At 63.1% G+C, this 13,228-nt stretch carries 13 protein-coding genes; 3 read left to right on the top strand and 10 right to left on the bottom strand.

Annotated features, from left to right (window positions below):
- Positions 1 to 196 precede the first annotated feature (196 nt).
- From ACLH0I_RS04385 to ACLH0I_RS04370, 4 genes are read right to left on the bottom strand one after another with little or no spacing between them, the layout of a single operon-like run.
- Positions 197 to 754 (bottom strand): DUF4136 domain-containing protein, encoded by a 558-nt coding sequence (locus ACLH0I_RS04385; RefSeq protein ID WP_186707916.1) that lies wholly within the window; start codon positions 752 to 754, stop codon positions 197 to 199.
- Between the two features lie 20 nt (positions 755 to 774).
- Positions 775 to 1,392 (bottom strand): DUF4136 domain-containing protein, encoded by a 618-nt coding sequence (locus ACLH0I_RS04380; RefSeq protein ID WP_250964119.1) that lies wholly within the window; start codon positions 1,390 to 1,392, stop codon positions 775 to 777.
- 25 nt (positions 1,393 to 1,417) lie between these two features.
- Positions 1,418 to 2,167 (bottom strand): methyltransferase, encoded by a 750-nt coding sequence (locus ACLH0I_RS04375; RefSeq protein WP_411386401.1) that lies wholly within the window; start codon positions 2,165 to 2,167, stop codon positions 1,418 to 1,420.
- Positions 2,164 to 2,469: a MazG-like family protein gene (locus ACLH0I_RS04370; RefSeq protein ID WP_003186192.1), complete on the bottom strand. Its 306-nt coding sequence runs from the start codon at positions 2,467 to 2,469 to the stop codon at positions 2,164 to 2,166. Before ACLH0I_RS04370 ends, ACLH0I_RS04375 begins: the two co-directional genes overlap by 4 nt.
- A 165-nt stretch (positions 2,470 to 2,634) precedes the next feature.
- Between ACLH0I_RS04370 and ACLH0I_RS04365 the strand changes: the two genes are divergently transcribed.
- Both ACLH0I_RS04365 and ACLH0I_RS04360 read left to right on the top strand, forming a co-directional pair.
- Positions 2,635 to 2,928, top strand: a complete 294-nt coding sequence (locus tag ACLH0I_RS04365) for a hypothetical protein (RefSeq protein WP_018607618.1) — start codon at positions 2,635 to 2,637, stop codon at positions 2,926 to 2,928.
- 194 nt (positions 2,929 to 3,122) lie between these two features.
- Complete coding sequence (locus ACLH0I_RS04360; protein ID WP_411386400.1) at positions 3,123 to 4,472, top strand: MATE family efflux transporter; 1,350 nt, start codon at positions 3,123 to 3,125, stop codon at positions 4,470 to 4,472.
- 3 nt (positions 4,473 to 4,475) lie between these two features.
- Here the strand turns inward: ACLH0I_RS04360 and ACLH0I_RS04355 are convergent, their stop codons facing one another.
- The 6 genes from ACLH0I_RS04355 to ACLH0I_RS04330 all read right to left on the bottom strand — a co-directional run bounded on the left by ACLH0I_RS04355 (position 4,476) and on the right by ACLH0I_RS04330 (position 11,269).
- Positions 4,476 to 5,273, bottom strand: a complete 798-nt coding sequence (locus ACLH0I_RS04355; RefSeq protein ID WP_411386399.1) for a DUF4123 domain-containing protein — start codon at positions 5,271 to 5,273, stop codon at positions 4,476 to 4,478.
- Positions 5,270 to 6,577 (bottom strand): type VI secretion system Vgr family protein, encoded by a 1,308-nt coding sequence (locus ACLH0I_RS04350; protein WP_250964113.1) that lies wholly within the window; start codon positions 6,575 to 6,577, stop codon positions 5,270 to 5,272. The genes ACLH0I_RS04355 and ACLH0I_RS04350 overlap by 4 nt, the downstream gene beginning before the upstream one ends.
- A gap of 397 nt (positions 6,578 to 6,974) precedes the next feature.
- The gene (gene speA, locus ACLH0I_RS04345; RefSeq protein ID WP_186707901.1) at positions 6,975 to 8,888 is read right to left on the bottom strand and encodes an arginine decarboxylase; all 1,914 of its coding nucleotides are present in this window, start codon (positions 8,886 to 8,888) and stop codon (positions 6,975 to 6,977) included.
- Between the two features lie 211 nt (positions 8,889 to 9,099).
- Positions 9,100 to 9,471 (bottom strand): translation initiation factor Sui1, encoded by a 372-nt coding sequence (locus tag ACLH0I_RS04340; RefSeq protein WP_053118082.1) that lies wholly within the window; start codon positions 9,469 to 9,471, stop codon positions 9,100 to 9,102.
- A gap of 169 nt (positions 9,472 to 9,640) precedes the next feature.
- Complete coding sequence (locus ACLH0I_RS04335; protein ID WP_250964111.1) at positions 9,641 to 10,198, bottom strand: NUDIX hydrolase; 558 nt, start codon at positions 10,196 to 10,198, stop codon at positions 9,641 to 9,643.
- Positions 10,199 to 10,201: 3 nt separating this feature from the next.
- Positions 10,202 to 11,269, bottom strand: coding sequence for a DUF2333 family protein (locus ACLH0I_RS04330; RefSeq protein WP_186707897.1), 1,068 nt, complete (start codon positions 11,267 to 11,269; stop codon positions 10,202 to 10,204).
- A gap of 284 nt (positions 11,270 to 11,553) precedes the next feature.
- Between ACLH0I_RS04330 and ACLH0I_RS04325 the strand changes: the two genes are divergently transcribed.
- The gene (locus tag ACLH0I_RS04325) at positions 11,554 to 13,224 is read left to right on the top strand and encodes a diguanylate cyclase (RefSeq protein WP_411386398.1); all 1,671 of its coding nucleotides are present in this window, start codon (positions 11,554 to 11,556) and stop codon (positions 13,222 to 13,224) included.
- The last annotated feature ends 4 nt before the right edge of the window (positions 13,225 to 13,228 follow it).

The raw sequence follows: 13,228 nt of genomic DNA, 5'->3' as shown, positions 1-13,228 counted from the left end.
TGGGAGCGAGCCTGCTCGCGATAGCGGTGGGTCAGCTTGCACCCAAGTTGGATGTGCCGCCGTCATCGCGAGCAGGCTCGCTCCCACAGTTATTCCGGGGTGTTCACAGAGCGGGTGTCCGCCATAAAATCCTTGTGGGAGCGAGCTTGCTCGCGATAGCGGTGGGTCAGCTTGCATCCATCTTGAATCACCCCACTCAGCGCGGCGGGTAGTTGGACAGGATCCGCCCGACCGTCTCTCGCACCGCCGTGTTGCGGTCGGTCGGGTTGGGGGAGTTGCTGAGCAATTGCTCATCACTGCCACGCCACACCAGCTTGCCGTCCTTGCCATCGAGCAGGTCGATCTGCACGGTGGCGACCTTGTAGCTGATGTTGCGGGTTTCGTTGTACATCGGCCCGCCCCAATACCCGTTCCAAGGGCCGCCCCAACCGCCGCCATAGTTGGTCGTGACCTGCTGCTGGCGGTCCTCGACAATCAAATAGGCCTGGACCAGCACATCGCCGCGCCCACCTGCCGCGGCCGGGCGCAGGCCGCGCTGGTCGAGTTGATCGGCCACCGCCTGGCGGATCCGCTGTTCGGTCAGGTCGCTCTTGATACGGGGGTCATCGGGACGATATTGCAGCGCCGGGTCTTTCCAGCTCCAACTGCGATACGCCGCGAAATCACGGCTGGTGTCGAAGTCATGATTGACCTGGTTAGAAGCGCAGGCCCCCAGCAGCAAGGTGAAGGCCAGTAGAGCAAGACGGCGAAACATGGTTTTTCTCCGTTGCGTAATCAACTTGGCGGATACGCCGACAGGGCTTTTTCCACCGCTTCACGAATGGCGTCGGTGCGTTCGGTCTGGCTGCCCCGCTGGCCAGTCTCGGCGCTGGCGCTCCACACCGGCTGACCGGTGCGGGCATCGAACAGGTCCACCCGAACCACCACGACTTGTTCCTGATACGTGCGCACCATTGGCATCGGACGGTACACGCCATAACCAGGACCGTAGCGGTCGTAACGGTTGTAGCCACCGTAGTACCCCGCATCATAGTCGTCCCGAACCTGACGCACGCGGGTTTCCAGGCGCAGGTCGGCGCTGACGAACAGGTCGGCGGGGCGGTTGTCATGCAGTGGCCGCAGGCCTCGCTGGTCGAGGGCATTGCTCACCGCTTCGGCCACTTGGGCCGAATCCGCCCAGGCAGTGCCCGGTGGCAAACGCCCGTCACGCCAGGCCCAACTGCGATAGCGCCCGTAATCACGGGGCGGCGCCGGATAGGCGCTACGGTCCAATACCGTGGCGGCCTCGGGCGGCGCCGGCGGCAGCGGGTTGGAAGTGGCGACATAGGGGTTGCTGCCCTGGCAGGCCACCAGCCCCAGGCACAGCACCAACAACCCTGAACGACCTTTCATTTCGCGCTCCGATTGCACGTTCAGATCAGAGAGGACGACAAACCCAGTGCAGATAACGCCCCAACCCGGCAAACGCCGGATGACGACGGTGGGCCAGTTCCATTTCCAGCAACTGCGCTAGCTCCACCCGCCCCTGGAATTCTACGGGCATGTAGTCATGGAAAACCCGCACGCCACTCTGGCTTTCGACCTGCCACAGGCCTTCAAGTTGCGCCGCCAATTCGCGCGGATCAAGGGGTTGTTGTGGTGTCAGGCTCTGTTTTTCGCCGGCCATGTCGTTTTTGCGCAACTTGCGAAAATGCCCCTTGAGCAGGTTGCGATAGACCAACGCGTCGCGGTTGTAGAACGCCAGGGACAACCAACCGCCCGGGACCGTGAGTTGGTGCAACACCGGCAGGATCGCGTGGGGCTCGGCCAGCCACTCCAGCACCGCGTGACACAGCACCAGGTCGTAAGGCTCGGTCAACTGGCCGAGCAGGTCCTGCCACGGTGCCTGGATAAACGTGGCCTGCTGGCCGGCCTCGGCAAAGCGTTGGCGGGCACCTTCGAGCATGGGTTCGGCCGGCTCGGCCAGGGTCACCTGGTGGCCGCACTCGGCCAGCCACAACGACATGTGGCCCAGGCCGGCGCCGATGTCCAGCACGCGCAACGGGCGTTGCGGCAAGGTTTCCAGCAGGTCGGCCTGAAGCACTGCCAGGCGGATCGCGCCCTTGGCCCCGCCGTAGATTTTCTCCGCGAAACGCGTGGCGAGCTGATCGAAATGACGGTCGCTCATTGGCCGAACCGCCGCTCGCTGTCCGCCAGCTTGCTGCGCACCACGGCGTCCATGTCCAGGCCCAGCTCGCTGCACAGCAGCAACAGGTACAACACGATGTCACCGACTTCCTGCCCGGCGTGGGCCAGTTTGTCCGCCGGCAACTGGCGGGACTGGTCCTCGGTCAGCCACTGGAAAATCTCCACCAGCTCGGCCATTTCCACGCTGGCGGCCATGGCGAGGTTTTTCGGGCTGTGAAATTGCCGCCAATCGTTACGGTCGCGAATGGCATGCAGGCGTTCGGTCAGTTCAACAAGGTTCATCGGGTTCTCCTGAATGCGCATAGCTTCAGGGGGATGACTGGGGAAGGCAAGAGTCCTCGGTACGAAGCGGCGGTTTGCCCCATAATCGAACCAACTCGGCCGCCACAGTTCCTACAATCAGGAGCCAACGGCTCAACGCAGATTCCCTCCCATCAGGATGCACATATGCAGGCAGAAAGCTTTTTCGAATGGCTCGGCCAAGCGCTCGGTTCGGTGATCCGGTTCATCGTCGACCTGCTCAGCGGCCTCTTCAACACCCTGGCCAACGCCGGCGGTAACTTCGTCGACGGGCTGTCACGCACCCTGGGCATGGACACTTCGATCATCAGCATCATCGCCCTGATCCTCGGGCTGATGCTGCTGTACTCGGCCATTCGCGCATTTATGCGGGCCTCGATCGTCATGGGCATCATCTGGCTGGTGCTGGGGTTGTGGTTGTTGAGCTGGATCATTCACTAAAGCCTCCAGCGTCCCCTCGCCTGATACACCCTGTGGCGAGGGAGCTTGCTCCCGCTGGGGCGCGCAGCGGCCCTGTTTTTGGGGACTGCTGCACAGTCCAGCGGGAGCAAGCTCCCTCGCCACAATGAATCCAAGTTCCGCAGGGAACGAGCAGGCAAGAACCCGCTACAATCGCGCTCCATCAAGGAGCCCGCATGCCCAACCTGATCACCGACTGGCGCGACCGCCTCACCCATCGCCGGGTCTGGGCGTTGGCTGCGCCGATGATTCTCTCGAACATTTCCGTGCCGCTGGTGGCGCTGGTGGACAGCACGGTCATCGGCCACTTGCCCCATGCCCATCAGTTGGGCGCGGTGGCGGTCGGGGCGAGTTTGTATACGGTGCTGGCGTGGGCCATGGGTTTCTTGCGCATGGGCACCACCGGGTTCGCCGCCCAGGCCGCCGGGCGTGGCGACGGCGCGGCGTTGCGGCAAGTGTTGCTACAAGGCCTGCTGTTGGCGATGGGGTTGGCAGTGCTGCTCGGTGCCGTCGGCGTGCCGTTGAGCAACGTGGCCTTGCATTTCATGCAGCCGTCCGCTGAGCTCAACCAGTTGACCCGCGACTTCTTCCACACCCGGCTCTTCGGCTTGCCGGCGGCGCTGGCCAGCTATGCGCTGGTGGGCTGGTTCCTTGGCGCCCAGAATGCCCGGGCGCCGTTGGCGATCCTGCTGGTGACCAACCTGGTCAACATCGCCCTGAACCTGTGGTTCGTGATCGGCCTGGACTGGGGCGTGACCGGCTCGGCCCGGGCCTCGGTGATTGCCGAGTGGACCGGTGCGCTGGTTGGCCTGGCCCTGGCTCGCAAGACCCTGCGGGCCTGGCCCGGACAAATCGCCTGGGCAGCCCTGGGCGTGTGGCAGAACTGGCGTCCGCTGCTGGCGGTGAACCGGGACATTTTCATTCGCAGCCTGGCCCTGCAAGCGGTGTTTTTCCTGATCACGGTGCAAGGCGCGCGCCTGGGGGACGCGACCGTGGCGGCCAATGCCCTGTTGCTCAACGGCCTGCTGCTGACCGCCCATGCCCTGGACGGCCTCGCCCACGCCGTGGAGGCGCTGTGCGGCCATGCCATTGGCGCTCGCGACCGCCTCGCCCTTCGTCGCTCACTGGTGGTGGCCGGCGGTTGGTCGCTGATTGCCAGCCTCGGCTTTGCCCTGCTGTTCCTGCTCGCCGGCCACGTGTTCATCGACATGCAGACCGACATCCCCGAGGTGCGCGCCACCGCTTATGGCTACCTGCCCTACCTGGCGACCTTGCCGCTGATCGCGGTATGGAGCTACCTGCTCGACGGCCTGTTCATCGGTGCCACCCGCGCCCGGGAAATGCGCAACGGCATGGTCTTGACCCTGCTGCTGGTGGCGCCAATCGCCTGGATGCTGCTGGGGTTGGGCAACCAAGGACTGTGGATCACCTTCCTGCTGTTCATGGCCTTGCGCAGCCTGACCCTCGGTGCGTTTGCCTGGCACTTGCAGCGGCACGACCGTTGGCTCGGCGCGCCGACGCAATAACCCTCAACCCTGACGGCCCTGCCAGCGTCGCCGCAGGTGATCGAGCCGCTCGCGCTGCGAACCACCCTCCGGCCCCGGCAAGAGTCGGGCATTGGGGTATTGCAGCCGCAGCCAGAGCCAGTCGTCGAGCACCGTCCGCTCGGTAAAACCCAGCGCCAGCCCCTGCTGCACATCATCCCAGAGCCGGCGGTAATCACAGCCGGTGGAAAGGGACCATTGCCACGCGTGACGCTCCAGCAGGCAGCGCTGCAACTGGCCCTGCTGTCGGTCGCTGAGGCCGTGCTCCTTCTCCAGCGCCGCCACCGGCAATCCGGGGTTGGACAGTTGCTGCCAGCCCTGACTGCCGATCGCCCGGTCGGCCCATGTGCCGCCGAACCAGCGCAACAGGCTGATCGGACCCAGCCAGCAACTGAGTTCATGGGAGTCGCAACCGTCGAAGAAATAGCTGGCGGTGTGCGAGTTGTAGTAATTCAACAAGGCTTTGTGATGCAGGCCCAGCGTCACCGTCAGCATGCGCCGCAGATGCGCCAGTAATTGCACCGCAGGCTGTGGACAGGCCAACAACAGCCCTGGCCAGGCGCGCGGGTCCAGGTGGCAAAGACTCGTCAACGCTGGCGATTGGCGCAGATCCACCAACAGCGGGCCGTGGTCGCGAAGCCCATGCAACTCGGTGCCTTCGAACAGGGCAAAGCGCTGGGCGTCGGCGAACTGCACGTGAACACGCTGCACCGCCTCAGGCGCACTCGGTGCGTCCAGCAACAACCACTGCGGCGTCGATCCAGGCACGGCCACGGCGCTCATCGAGCAACGCCCGAGCCGCGGCCCATGAGCATGCGGCAGGTGCACAGGGGTTGGGTGCAAGGGTTGAAAGGCCCGCCTTCGGGCAACAGGCACAACAAGACCAGCGGCTCGGCCTCCCGCATCGCCGACAACAGCACCGGATCGACCCCAGATGGCCCAAGTGTTTCGCCCGAGAATGACTCATCCGCGCCCTCTACCAAGGCAGGCTCGCTCAGAAATGCACTGATCAACGGCCGATCCGGATCGCCTTCGATAAAGCTCACCAGCACCTCGGTACCGTCACCCATCGCGTCCACCCCGCCAGCAGCCAGCTCGGGCGCCAAAGGCAACCAGCAATGGCTGGGACTGGAACCTTCGCCCTGATAGACCCAGTCGAACTCCACCGCCACGCGCCCGGCCCCGAGCATTGGAGGTTCGTCAACCGCCACGACCCAACCGCGTTGCCGGCTTGCCATGCGGGGCTTGGCCGGGACGTTGTCCGGCATGAACAGCACGCCCCGGGGAATGGCCTTGAAATGATTGCCATACACGCCCGCCTGGGCGCGATGCTCGACCTTGGTCAACAGCCAGCGCCGGTTCCAGTTGGCAAACGGATGGGCCATCAGCGTCAGTATCTGGCCGGCGTGCAGGTTCGTCAGGTCGCTACGACCCTGGGCGACTTGCTGCCCCGCCACAGCGGTTTGCACGCTGAAGGTCCGCACCGCGGCAGTCGGCCCCTCGTCCGCATAGACCGCCTGGCCGGCAGGGGGAAAACTGTGCGGGTTGTCCGCGAACACCACGCAATGCCCGTCGCGGGCGTGTTCGAAATGAAAGTGGATACCCGCTTGGGCGCACACGCGCTGGAGGAACTGCAGGTCCGATTCCCGATACTGGGTACAAAAATCCTGCGGTGGGTAATCGCCACTCAGGTCCAGGCACAGGCTGCGCCCGCTGATGCCATGGGCCTTGAGCACCTGGCGAATGATCTGCGGCACCGAGCGGGCGCTGAACACTCGCTGGTTGAAGCGCTGAGCCAGACAGGCCAGCCTGGGGCTGATACGCACCCGGCAGCCGGCGCCATGGGAGTGCTGGACCCACTCATGGATCTGCCCATGAATGCCTCGGTCTGGCGCTCCGAAACTCAACCAGACGCTGCGGTACAGCAGGCCCGTCAAGTCCAGGCTCGGGTCGAGCGACGGCAGCTCCGCTTCATAGACGAAGGGTTCGCTGATCGCTTCACTGCCCGTAAAAGCGACCACGTCAACGGGCTCGGGCAGACCGGCTATCTCCAGACGAAAAGCTGGCTCGCAGGCTGGATCGGACATCGGCGTTTCTCTACAGGAAGGGCGGCCGGGGATTCTCGCCGACCGCCATGGCCGCGTAGAGGGGCCAAGTACAAGTTAGGAAAGGGACTACATGAAATAAGGACATCGCCGATTAAATGAACCGGTGTGAAGAAATAACCGTGGCATAAACAAAAATGTCCTCCGGGACTGTCCGAAAAAAACCGCAATGTACGGTGTTTTTTCTGACAGCCCCGGCGGGCAGTGTCGATCAGCCAAGCGTTGGATCTGATGCAATCCTGTGGCGAGGGAGCTTGCTCCCGCTTGGGTGCGAAGCAGCCACAACGAATGGGTCTGCTGCGCAGCCCAGCGGGAGCAAGCTCCCTCGCCACAGTGAATCGCGCCAACCTTGAGGGAGCGGCTGTTGGGCTATCTTCTATCAGGACGACAGATACGACGAACGCGTCAGCCCCAAACGCAGCGCATCGAGGAACTGGGTGCGCTCGGCGGCGCTGATGCGGGCGCTGGCGCATTTGTCGCGGTAGTGCGTCATCAACTCCTCTGGCGACAAGTGCACGTAGCGCAGCATGTCTTCGATGGTGTCGTGGGTTTCGATGCCTGCGTGGTACACGCTGCCGTCGGCGTTCTGGTAGATGTTCACCGAGTCGGTATCACCGAACAGGTTGTGCATGTCGCCGAGAATTTCCTGGTAGGCGCCCACCAGGAAGATGCCCAGCAAGTAGTCTTCACCGGGATTGAGGGCGTGCACCGGCAGGCTGGTCTCGATGCTCTGCTCATCGACGTACTGCTTGATCTTGCCGTCGGAGTCGCAGGTCAGGTCTTGCAGCACGGCGCGGCGCAGCGGCTCTTCGTCCAGGCGATGCAGCGGCAGGATCGGCAGCACTTGGCCGATGGCCCAGGTGTCCGGCAGGCTCTGGAATACCGAGAAGTTGCAGATGTACTTGTCGGCCAGCTTGTCGTTGAGTTCGTCCAGCACCTGGCGGTGCGAGCGCTGGCGGGCCTTCAACGAGTTGTGCAGGCGACGGCACACGGCAAAGTAGCACTGCTCGGCCAAGGCTTTTTCCGCCAGGGTCAGCTTGCCGTCGGCATATTGCGCCGCCACGTCGCTCATGTAGTGCGTGGCACGCCAGTAGGTCTCGGTGACCATCTCGATATCGGTCGGGCCCAGCAGGTCAACCAGCCATTGCACGGTTTCCGGCAGTTCCTGCTTGTTGTCGATCGCCGGCACGTCGTCGTTGTGTTTTTCGACGTCGGTCACCTGCACCACCAGCATCGCGTGGTGAGCAGTCAGCGAGCGGCCGCTTTCCGAGAAGATGTGCGGGTGCGGCAGGCCCTGGGCGTCGCAGAATTCCTTGAGCATGCCAACCACGACACCGGCGTAATCGTCCATGTCGTAGTTGATCGAACTGGCATTGCGCGAGTGCGTGCCGTCGTAGTCCACGCCGAGGCCGCCGCCGACGTCGATGTGATCCACCGGCAGGCCGAGGTTGCGCAGCTCACCGTAGTAACGGATCGCTTCCTTGAAGCCATGCTGGTAGTCCGCCAGGTTGGCGATCTGCGAACCCATGTGGAAGTGCAGCAGACGGATGCCCTGGTCCAGGCCAGCCGCGCGGAAACGCTCGACCACCGACAGCAGTTGCGCGGCCGACAAGCCGAACTTGGACTTCTCGCCACCGGTATCGGCCCACTTGCTCGACGCCAGGGACGACAGCCGCACCCGCAGGCCGACCTGTGGCTTGACCTTGAGCACTGCGGCCTCTTCGATCACCAGGCCGACTTCAGACTCTTTCTCGATGACGATGAAGACGTTGTGGCCAAGCTTCTGGCCCATCAGCGCCAGGCGGATGAATTCGCGGTCCTTGTAGCCGTTGCAGACGATGGTCCCGCCCTTCGGTGCGAGGGCCAGCACCGCCAGCAGCTCCGGCTTGGAACCGGCTTCCAGACCGATGGAGACGTTCTGGGTGGCAATGATGTTTTCGATCACCGCTTCCTGCTGGTTGACCTTGATCGGGTAGAGTGCGGTGTACTTGCTCTGGTATTCCAGGCGCGCGATGTTGCTGTCGAACGCGCCGGTGAGCTGGCGCACGCGGTCTTGCAGGATGTCGGGGAAGCGCACCAGCAACGGCAGCGAGAGGCCACTCTGGCGCAACTGGTCGACTTGCTCGAACAGGTCGATGGGCGAACTGCCTGGACCGTTCGGACGGACTTCGACGCGACCGGCTTCATTGATCGCGAAATACCCGGCCCCCCAATGGCGAATCCCGTAAACACTGCGGCTGTCCGCAACTGTCCATTGGCTGCCATCGTCTTTGCGTGTGCGTCGTACGGACATCGAAGTCCCCTATAAAGAAGTCAAAATGCACCATCCGGTCGGAGGCTGGGGCAGTCTAGAGAGTGAAAATGACGAATTGCCTGTTAGCAAGGTAGACCCTGCTCCCAGCGATGAGTTTAGAAACCCGTTCAGAACAGGTTCTGTGAAAACCATGCGGGCGACCTCGGACGGCGGGTCCGGGTCAAGCCGAGGGTGGTTTTCACAGAAGCTGCTAGCCGCCGGATTTCTTTGCCTTGAAGCCGTGCTTGAGCAGTTCCGCCAGCAGCAGCTCGACGTGATCGCCCTGGATCTCAATAATGCCGTCTTTCAACGCACCACCGGTGCCACAACGTTTCTTCAACGTGGTGGCCAGTTCCTTGAGCGCGTCTTCGGCCAACGGCACACCAGTGATCGTGGTCACCGTCTTGCCGCCGCGCCCTTTGCTTTCCCGGCGCACACGGGCAATGCCGTCACCGGCGGGGATGGCGGTCTGTTTGCAGATGCAGGCATCCACCGGCTGACGGCAATCAGGGCAATGACGACCGGCGTCGGTAGAAAATACCAGGCCGCCCAGGGCGGCGAAGGATGCGGCTTTTTTGGCCACCGGCAATCCTCTTGGGAGGACAAAGACTGGTCGAGGGGAGAATGTGCCTCGACCGCGAAACCCCACTCAGGCAGGGGCAGCGCTACTGGACCGCAGACACGGTTCAGCTTGAAAAGTCGCGCAGTGTAACGGCAAAAAGCCGACTTGCTAAGGGCCAATCAACGCCAATTTATAGCTTCTTTGCGACGCTGCCACCGTGGACGCGCAAATAGCGCTCAAGTGCCGCCAGGGAGTCCGGGCAGTAAGGCATGCGCTGGATTTCGTCGAGCACCTGTTCGAGGGGCAGGAAACGCGCTTCGAGGACTTCTTCGGGTTGCAGGACCAACGGGCCGTCCCACACCGCCGAGAACGCCGAGCACCACAGGCGACTGCCGGGATCTTCGAAATAAAAATGATCATGGGCAGTCAGTTCCACGCCGCTCACGCCCAGTTCCTCCGCCAGCTCACGGGCGGCCGATTCGGCGTAGGTCTCGTCGGCCTGGACCATGCCGCCCGCCGCCACGTCCCAGAACCCCGGGTAGATGGCCTTGCTCAGGGTGCGCCGGTGAACACACAGTTCACCGGCCGAGTTGAAGAGCATGATGTAGGTGCCACGTCCGATCAGGCCGCGTTCGCGCAACTCTGAACGCACCAGGCTGCCGAGCAGGTTGTCGTGCTCGTCGACCCACGCGATCAACTCGGCATCCGAGGCCACTCGGTGAGCGACCTCCCGGGGGCTTTCGCTCATGGATCAACCCTGGTTCAGCAGTTGCCGCAAGTCGATGACCGCTGCGTTGGCCCGGGAAATGTAGTTGGCCATGACCAGCGAGTGGTTCGCCAACACACCGAAGCCACTGCCGTTGAGGATCATCGGGCTCCAGACCGGTTCCTGGGACGCCTCCAGTTCACGGATGATCTGCCGCACGCTGACCGTGGCGTTCTTTTTCGCCAGCACATCGGCGAAGTCCACTTCGATGGCACGCAGCAGGTGCGACAGCGCCCAGGCCTGGCCGCGGGCTTCATAGAACACGTTGTCGATCTGCAGCCATGGGGTCTCGACCACCTCTTCGTCCACCTGCGGCACCTGGCCCGGGGCCGGGACTTCGGTTTTCAGCGAGGTGTTGAGCTTGACCCGGCCAACGCTGGCAGACAGGCGCTGGGACAACGAACCCAGGCGCGTGCCGACGTCGCCCAGCCAGTTATTCAAGTTGTCGGCGCGCGCGTAGAACAGCGCGCTTTTCTGGTTCGGGTCAGACAGCCGCGCCTGATAGCGGCTCAGGGAGTTGATGCCTTCCTGGTATTCGGATTCGCTGGAGGGCAGCACCCAACTGCGGTTGTCGAAGTTGAAGCGCGGCTCGGCCTTGGCCAGGTCGGCGTCCTCGGCGGACTGGGACTGGGAGCGGGCGAAGTCCTTGCGCAGGGCGCGGCTCAGGTCGCGGACCTGCACCAGCACGCCGTATTCCCAGCTCGGCATGTTGTCCATCCACAGGCCCGGCGGGAAGCGGTCGTTGGAGATGTAGCCACCCTGCTTGGTCAGCAAGGTCCCGGCCACGGTCTTGAGGGTCTCGACCGTGGTGTAGCCCACCACCATCTGCCGACCGTCCTTCTCGGCCGCGGCCTGGGCGTTCTGCTGCACGGGGAACAACGCGGGCTCCTGGCTCCAGTACCAGCCGACGGCAATGGTCACCAGCAGGTAGAGGGCGATCAGCGTGGCCAGTGCGCGGCTGAAAAAAAGCCCACCCAGGTAGCTGCGGGTGGCCGATTTCGGCTCGGCGGCGCGTTCAGGCGCGCTGCCCGCGCGGTTTTTCCAGTCCAGCATGGCGATGTTCCTTCAATCACTTGAGTTCTCGGTTCGACCACAACCCTACGCCATCGTGCCTGATTTGAAACGCGATAATGCGGCGCCAATCATGCCGGGCGCGACAGGGCAATCGAACAGCACTATAAAGGAAGCGTTGCCATCGGCCTACGAGACTGTCCAGTCACAAACTGAATTTCGCGACTGGACAGAATATTGACGTACGACACTCATGCGAGGGAAAAGAGGTGCTAGCATAGAGCCACCAGTCGATCTCAGCATGCACCCTAACTAGTAGTCAGGATATGACCGAGCCAGAAGACCCCAGCCGTGAGCGCCTCAAGCACCACTTTGCCCAGCGGGTAATTCATCAGGCTCGTCAGATCCTGGAGATTTGGCAGCGCCTGCAACGCAGCGAATGGTCAAGCACCGACCTCTCGGAACTCAGCGAAGCCAATCTGCGCCTGCTGCGCTTTGCCGAGCGCTTCGAACAGCCCGAGCACTCCCAACTGGCCCAAGGCATCAGCCAATCGCTGCAAGCGGTGGATGCCAATCGCGGGCGCCTGAGCAGCCACCTGATCACCGAAATCAACCGCCTGATGCAGCGTTTGTCGCGCACCGGCCTGCGCCACGGCGACCAGCTCGAACAAACCTTCCTGCCACCGCTGCGCAAACCCGTCTACGTGATGCTGCAGGACCATGACCGCGCCGAGCGCCTGGCCAAGCAATTGGAATTCTTCGGCCTCAGCGCCCAAGCGCTGGACAGTGTCGCGGCGTTCCGGGCCTCGATGGTCGAGCGCCTGCCGGCGGCAATTGTCATGGATGTGGACTTCAGCGGCCCCGGCACTGGCTTGAAACTGGCCGCCGAAGCCCAGGAAGGCCTGGAACAACCGTTGCCGCTGTTGTTCTTCAGTTTGTTGGAAACCGACACGCCGACACGCCTGGCCGCGGTACGCGCCGGCGGGCAGGAATTCCTCACCGGCACCCTCGAAGCCTCGAGCCTGCTGGAAAAGATCGAGGTGCTGACCTGCGTCGCCCAATACGATCCCTACAAAGTGCTGATCATCGATGACTCCCGTGCCCAGGCCTTGCACACCGAGCGCCTGCTCAACAGCGCCGGCATCATCACCCGCACGCTGATCGAACCGATCCAGGCCATGGCCGAGCTGGCGGATTTCCAGCCCGACCTGATCATCCTCGATATGTACATGCCCGCCTGCACCGGCACGGAACTGGCCAAGGTGATCCGCCACAATGACCGCTACGTCAGCGTGCCGATCATCTACCTGTCCGCCGAAGACGACCTGGACAAGCAGCTCGACGCCATGAGCGAAGGTGGCGACGACTTCCTGACCAAGCCGATCAAGCCTCGGCACCTGATCACCACCGTACGCAACCGTGCGGCCCGGGCGCGCAACCTCAAGGCGCGGATGGTGCGCGACAGCCTCACCGGCCTGTACAACCACACCCACATCCTGCAACTGCTCGAAGATTGCAGCTTCCGCGCCCGTCGCGAAGGCAAGCCCCTGAGCTTCGCCATGCTCGATATCGACCATTTCAAACGGGTCAATGACAGCCACGGCCACCCTATGGGCGACCGGGTGATCAAGAGCCTGGCGCTGTTTCTCAAGCAACGCCTGCGCAAGACCGACTTCATCGGCCGTTACGGCGGCGAAGAGTTCGCCATTGTCATGCCCGACACCGACATCGATGCTGCCTGCAAGGTGTTGGATGAGATTCGCCAGCGCTTTGCCGAAATCCATTACCCGGCCCAGCCCCATGATTTGTGGTGCACCTTCAGCGCTGGCGTGGTGGAGATGAGCGATGATTCCGACAGCCTGATGATGGCCAGCCAGGCGGACGAAGCGCTGTATCGCGCCAAGCACGCCGGACGCAACCGGGTACAGAGCGCCCGTCAATCAAAGCAAAGTGCCACTTTTTCATCGGAATCGACCGATTCGGTCATAAACCTGTAACTCA

It is taken from the genome of Pseudomonas sp. MPB03 (assembly GCF_046605385.1).
Taxonomy (GTDB): Bacteria; Pseudomonadota; Gammaproteobacteria; order Pseudomonadales; family Pseudomonadaceae; genus Aquipseudomonas; species Aquipseudomonas zanjanensis.
The sequence above is the reverse complement of the archived record's forward strand: the minus strand, read 5'-3'. Positions and strand labels throughout refer to the sequence as shown.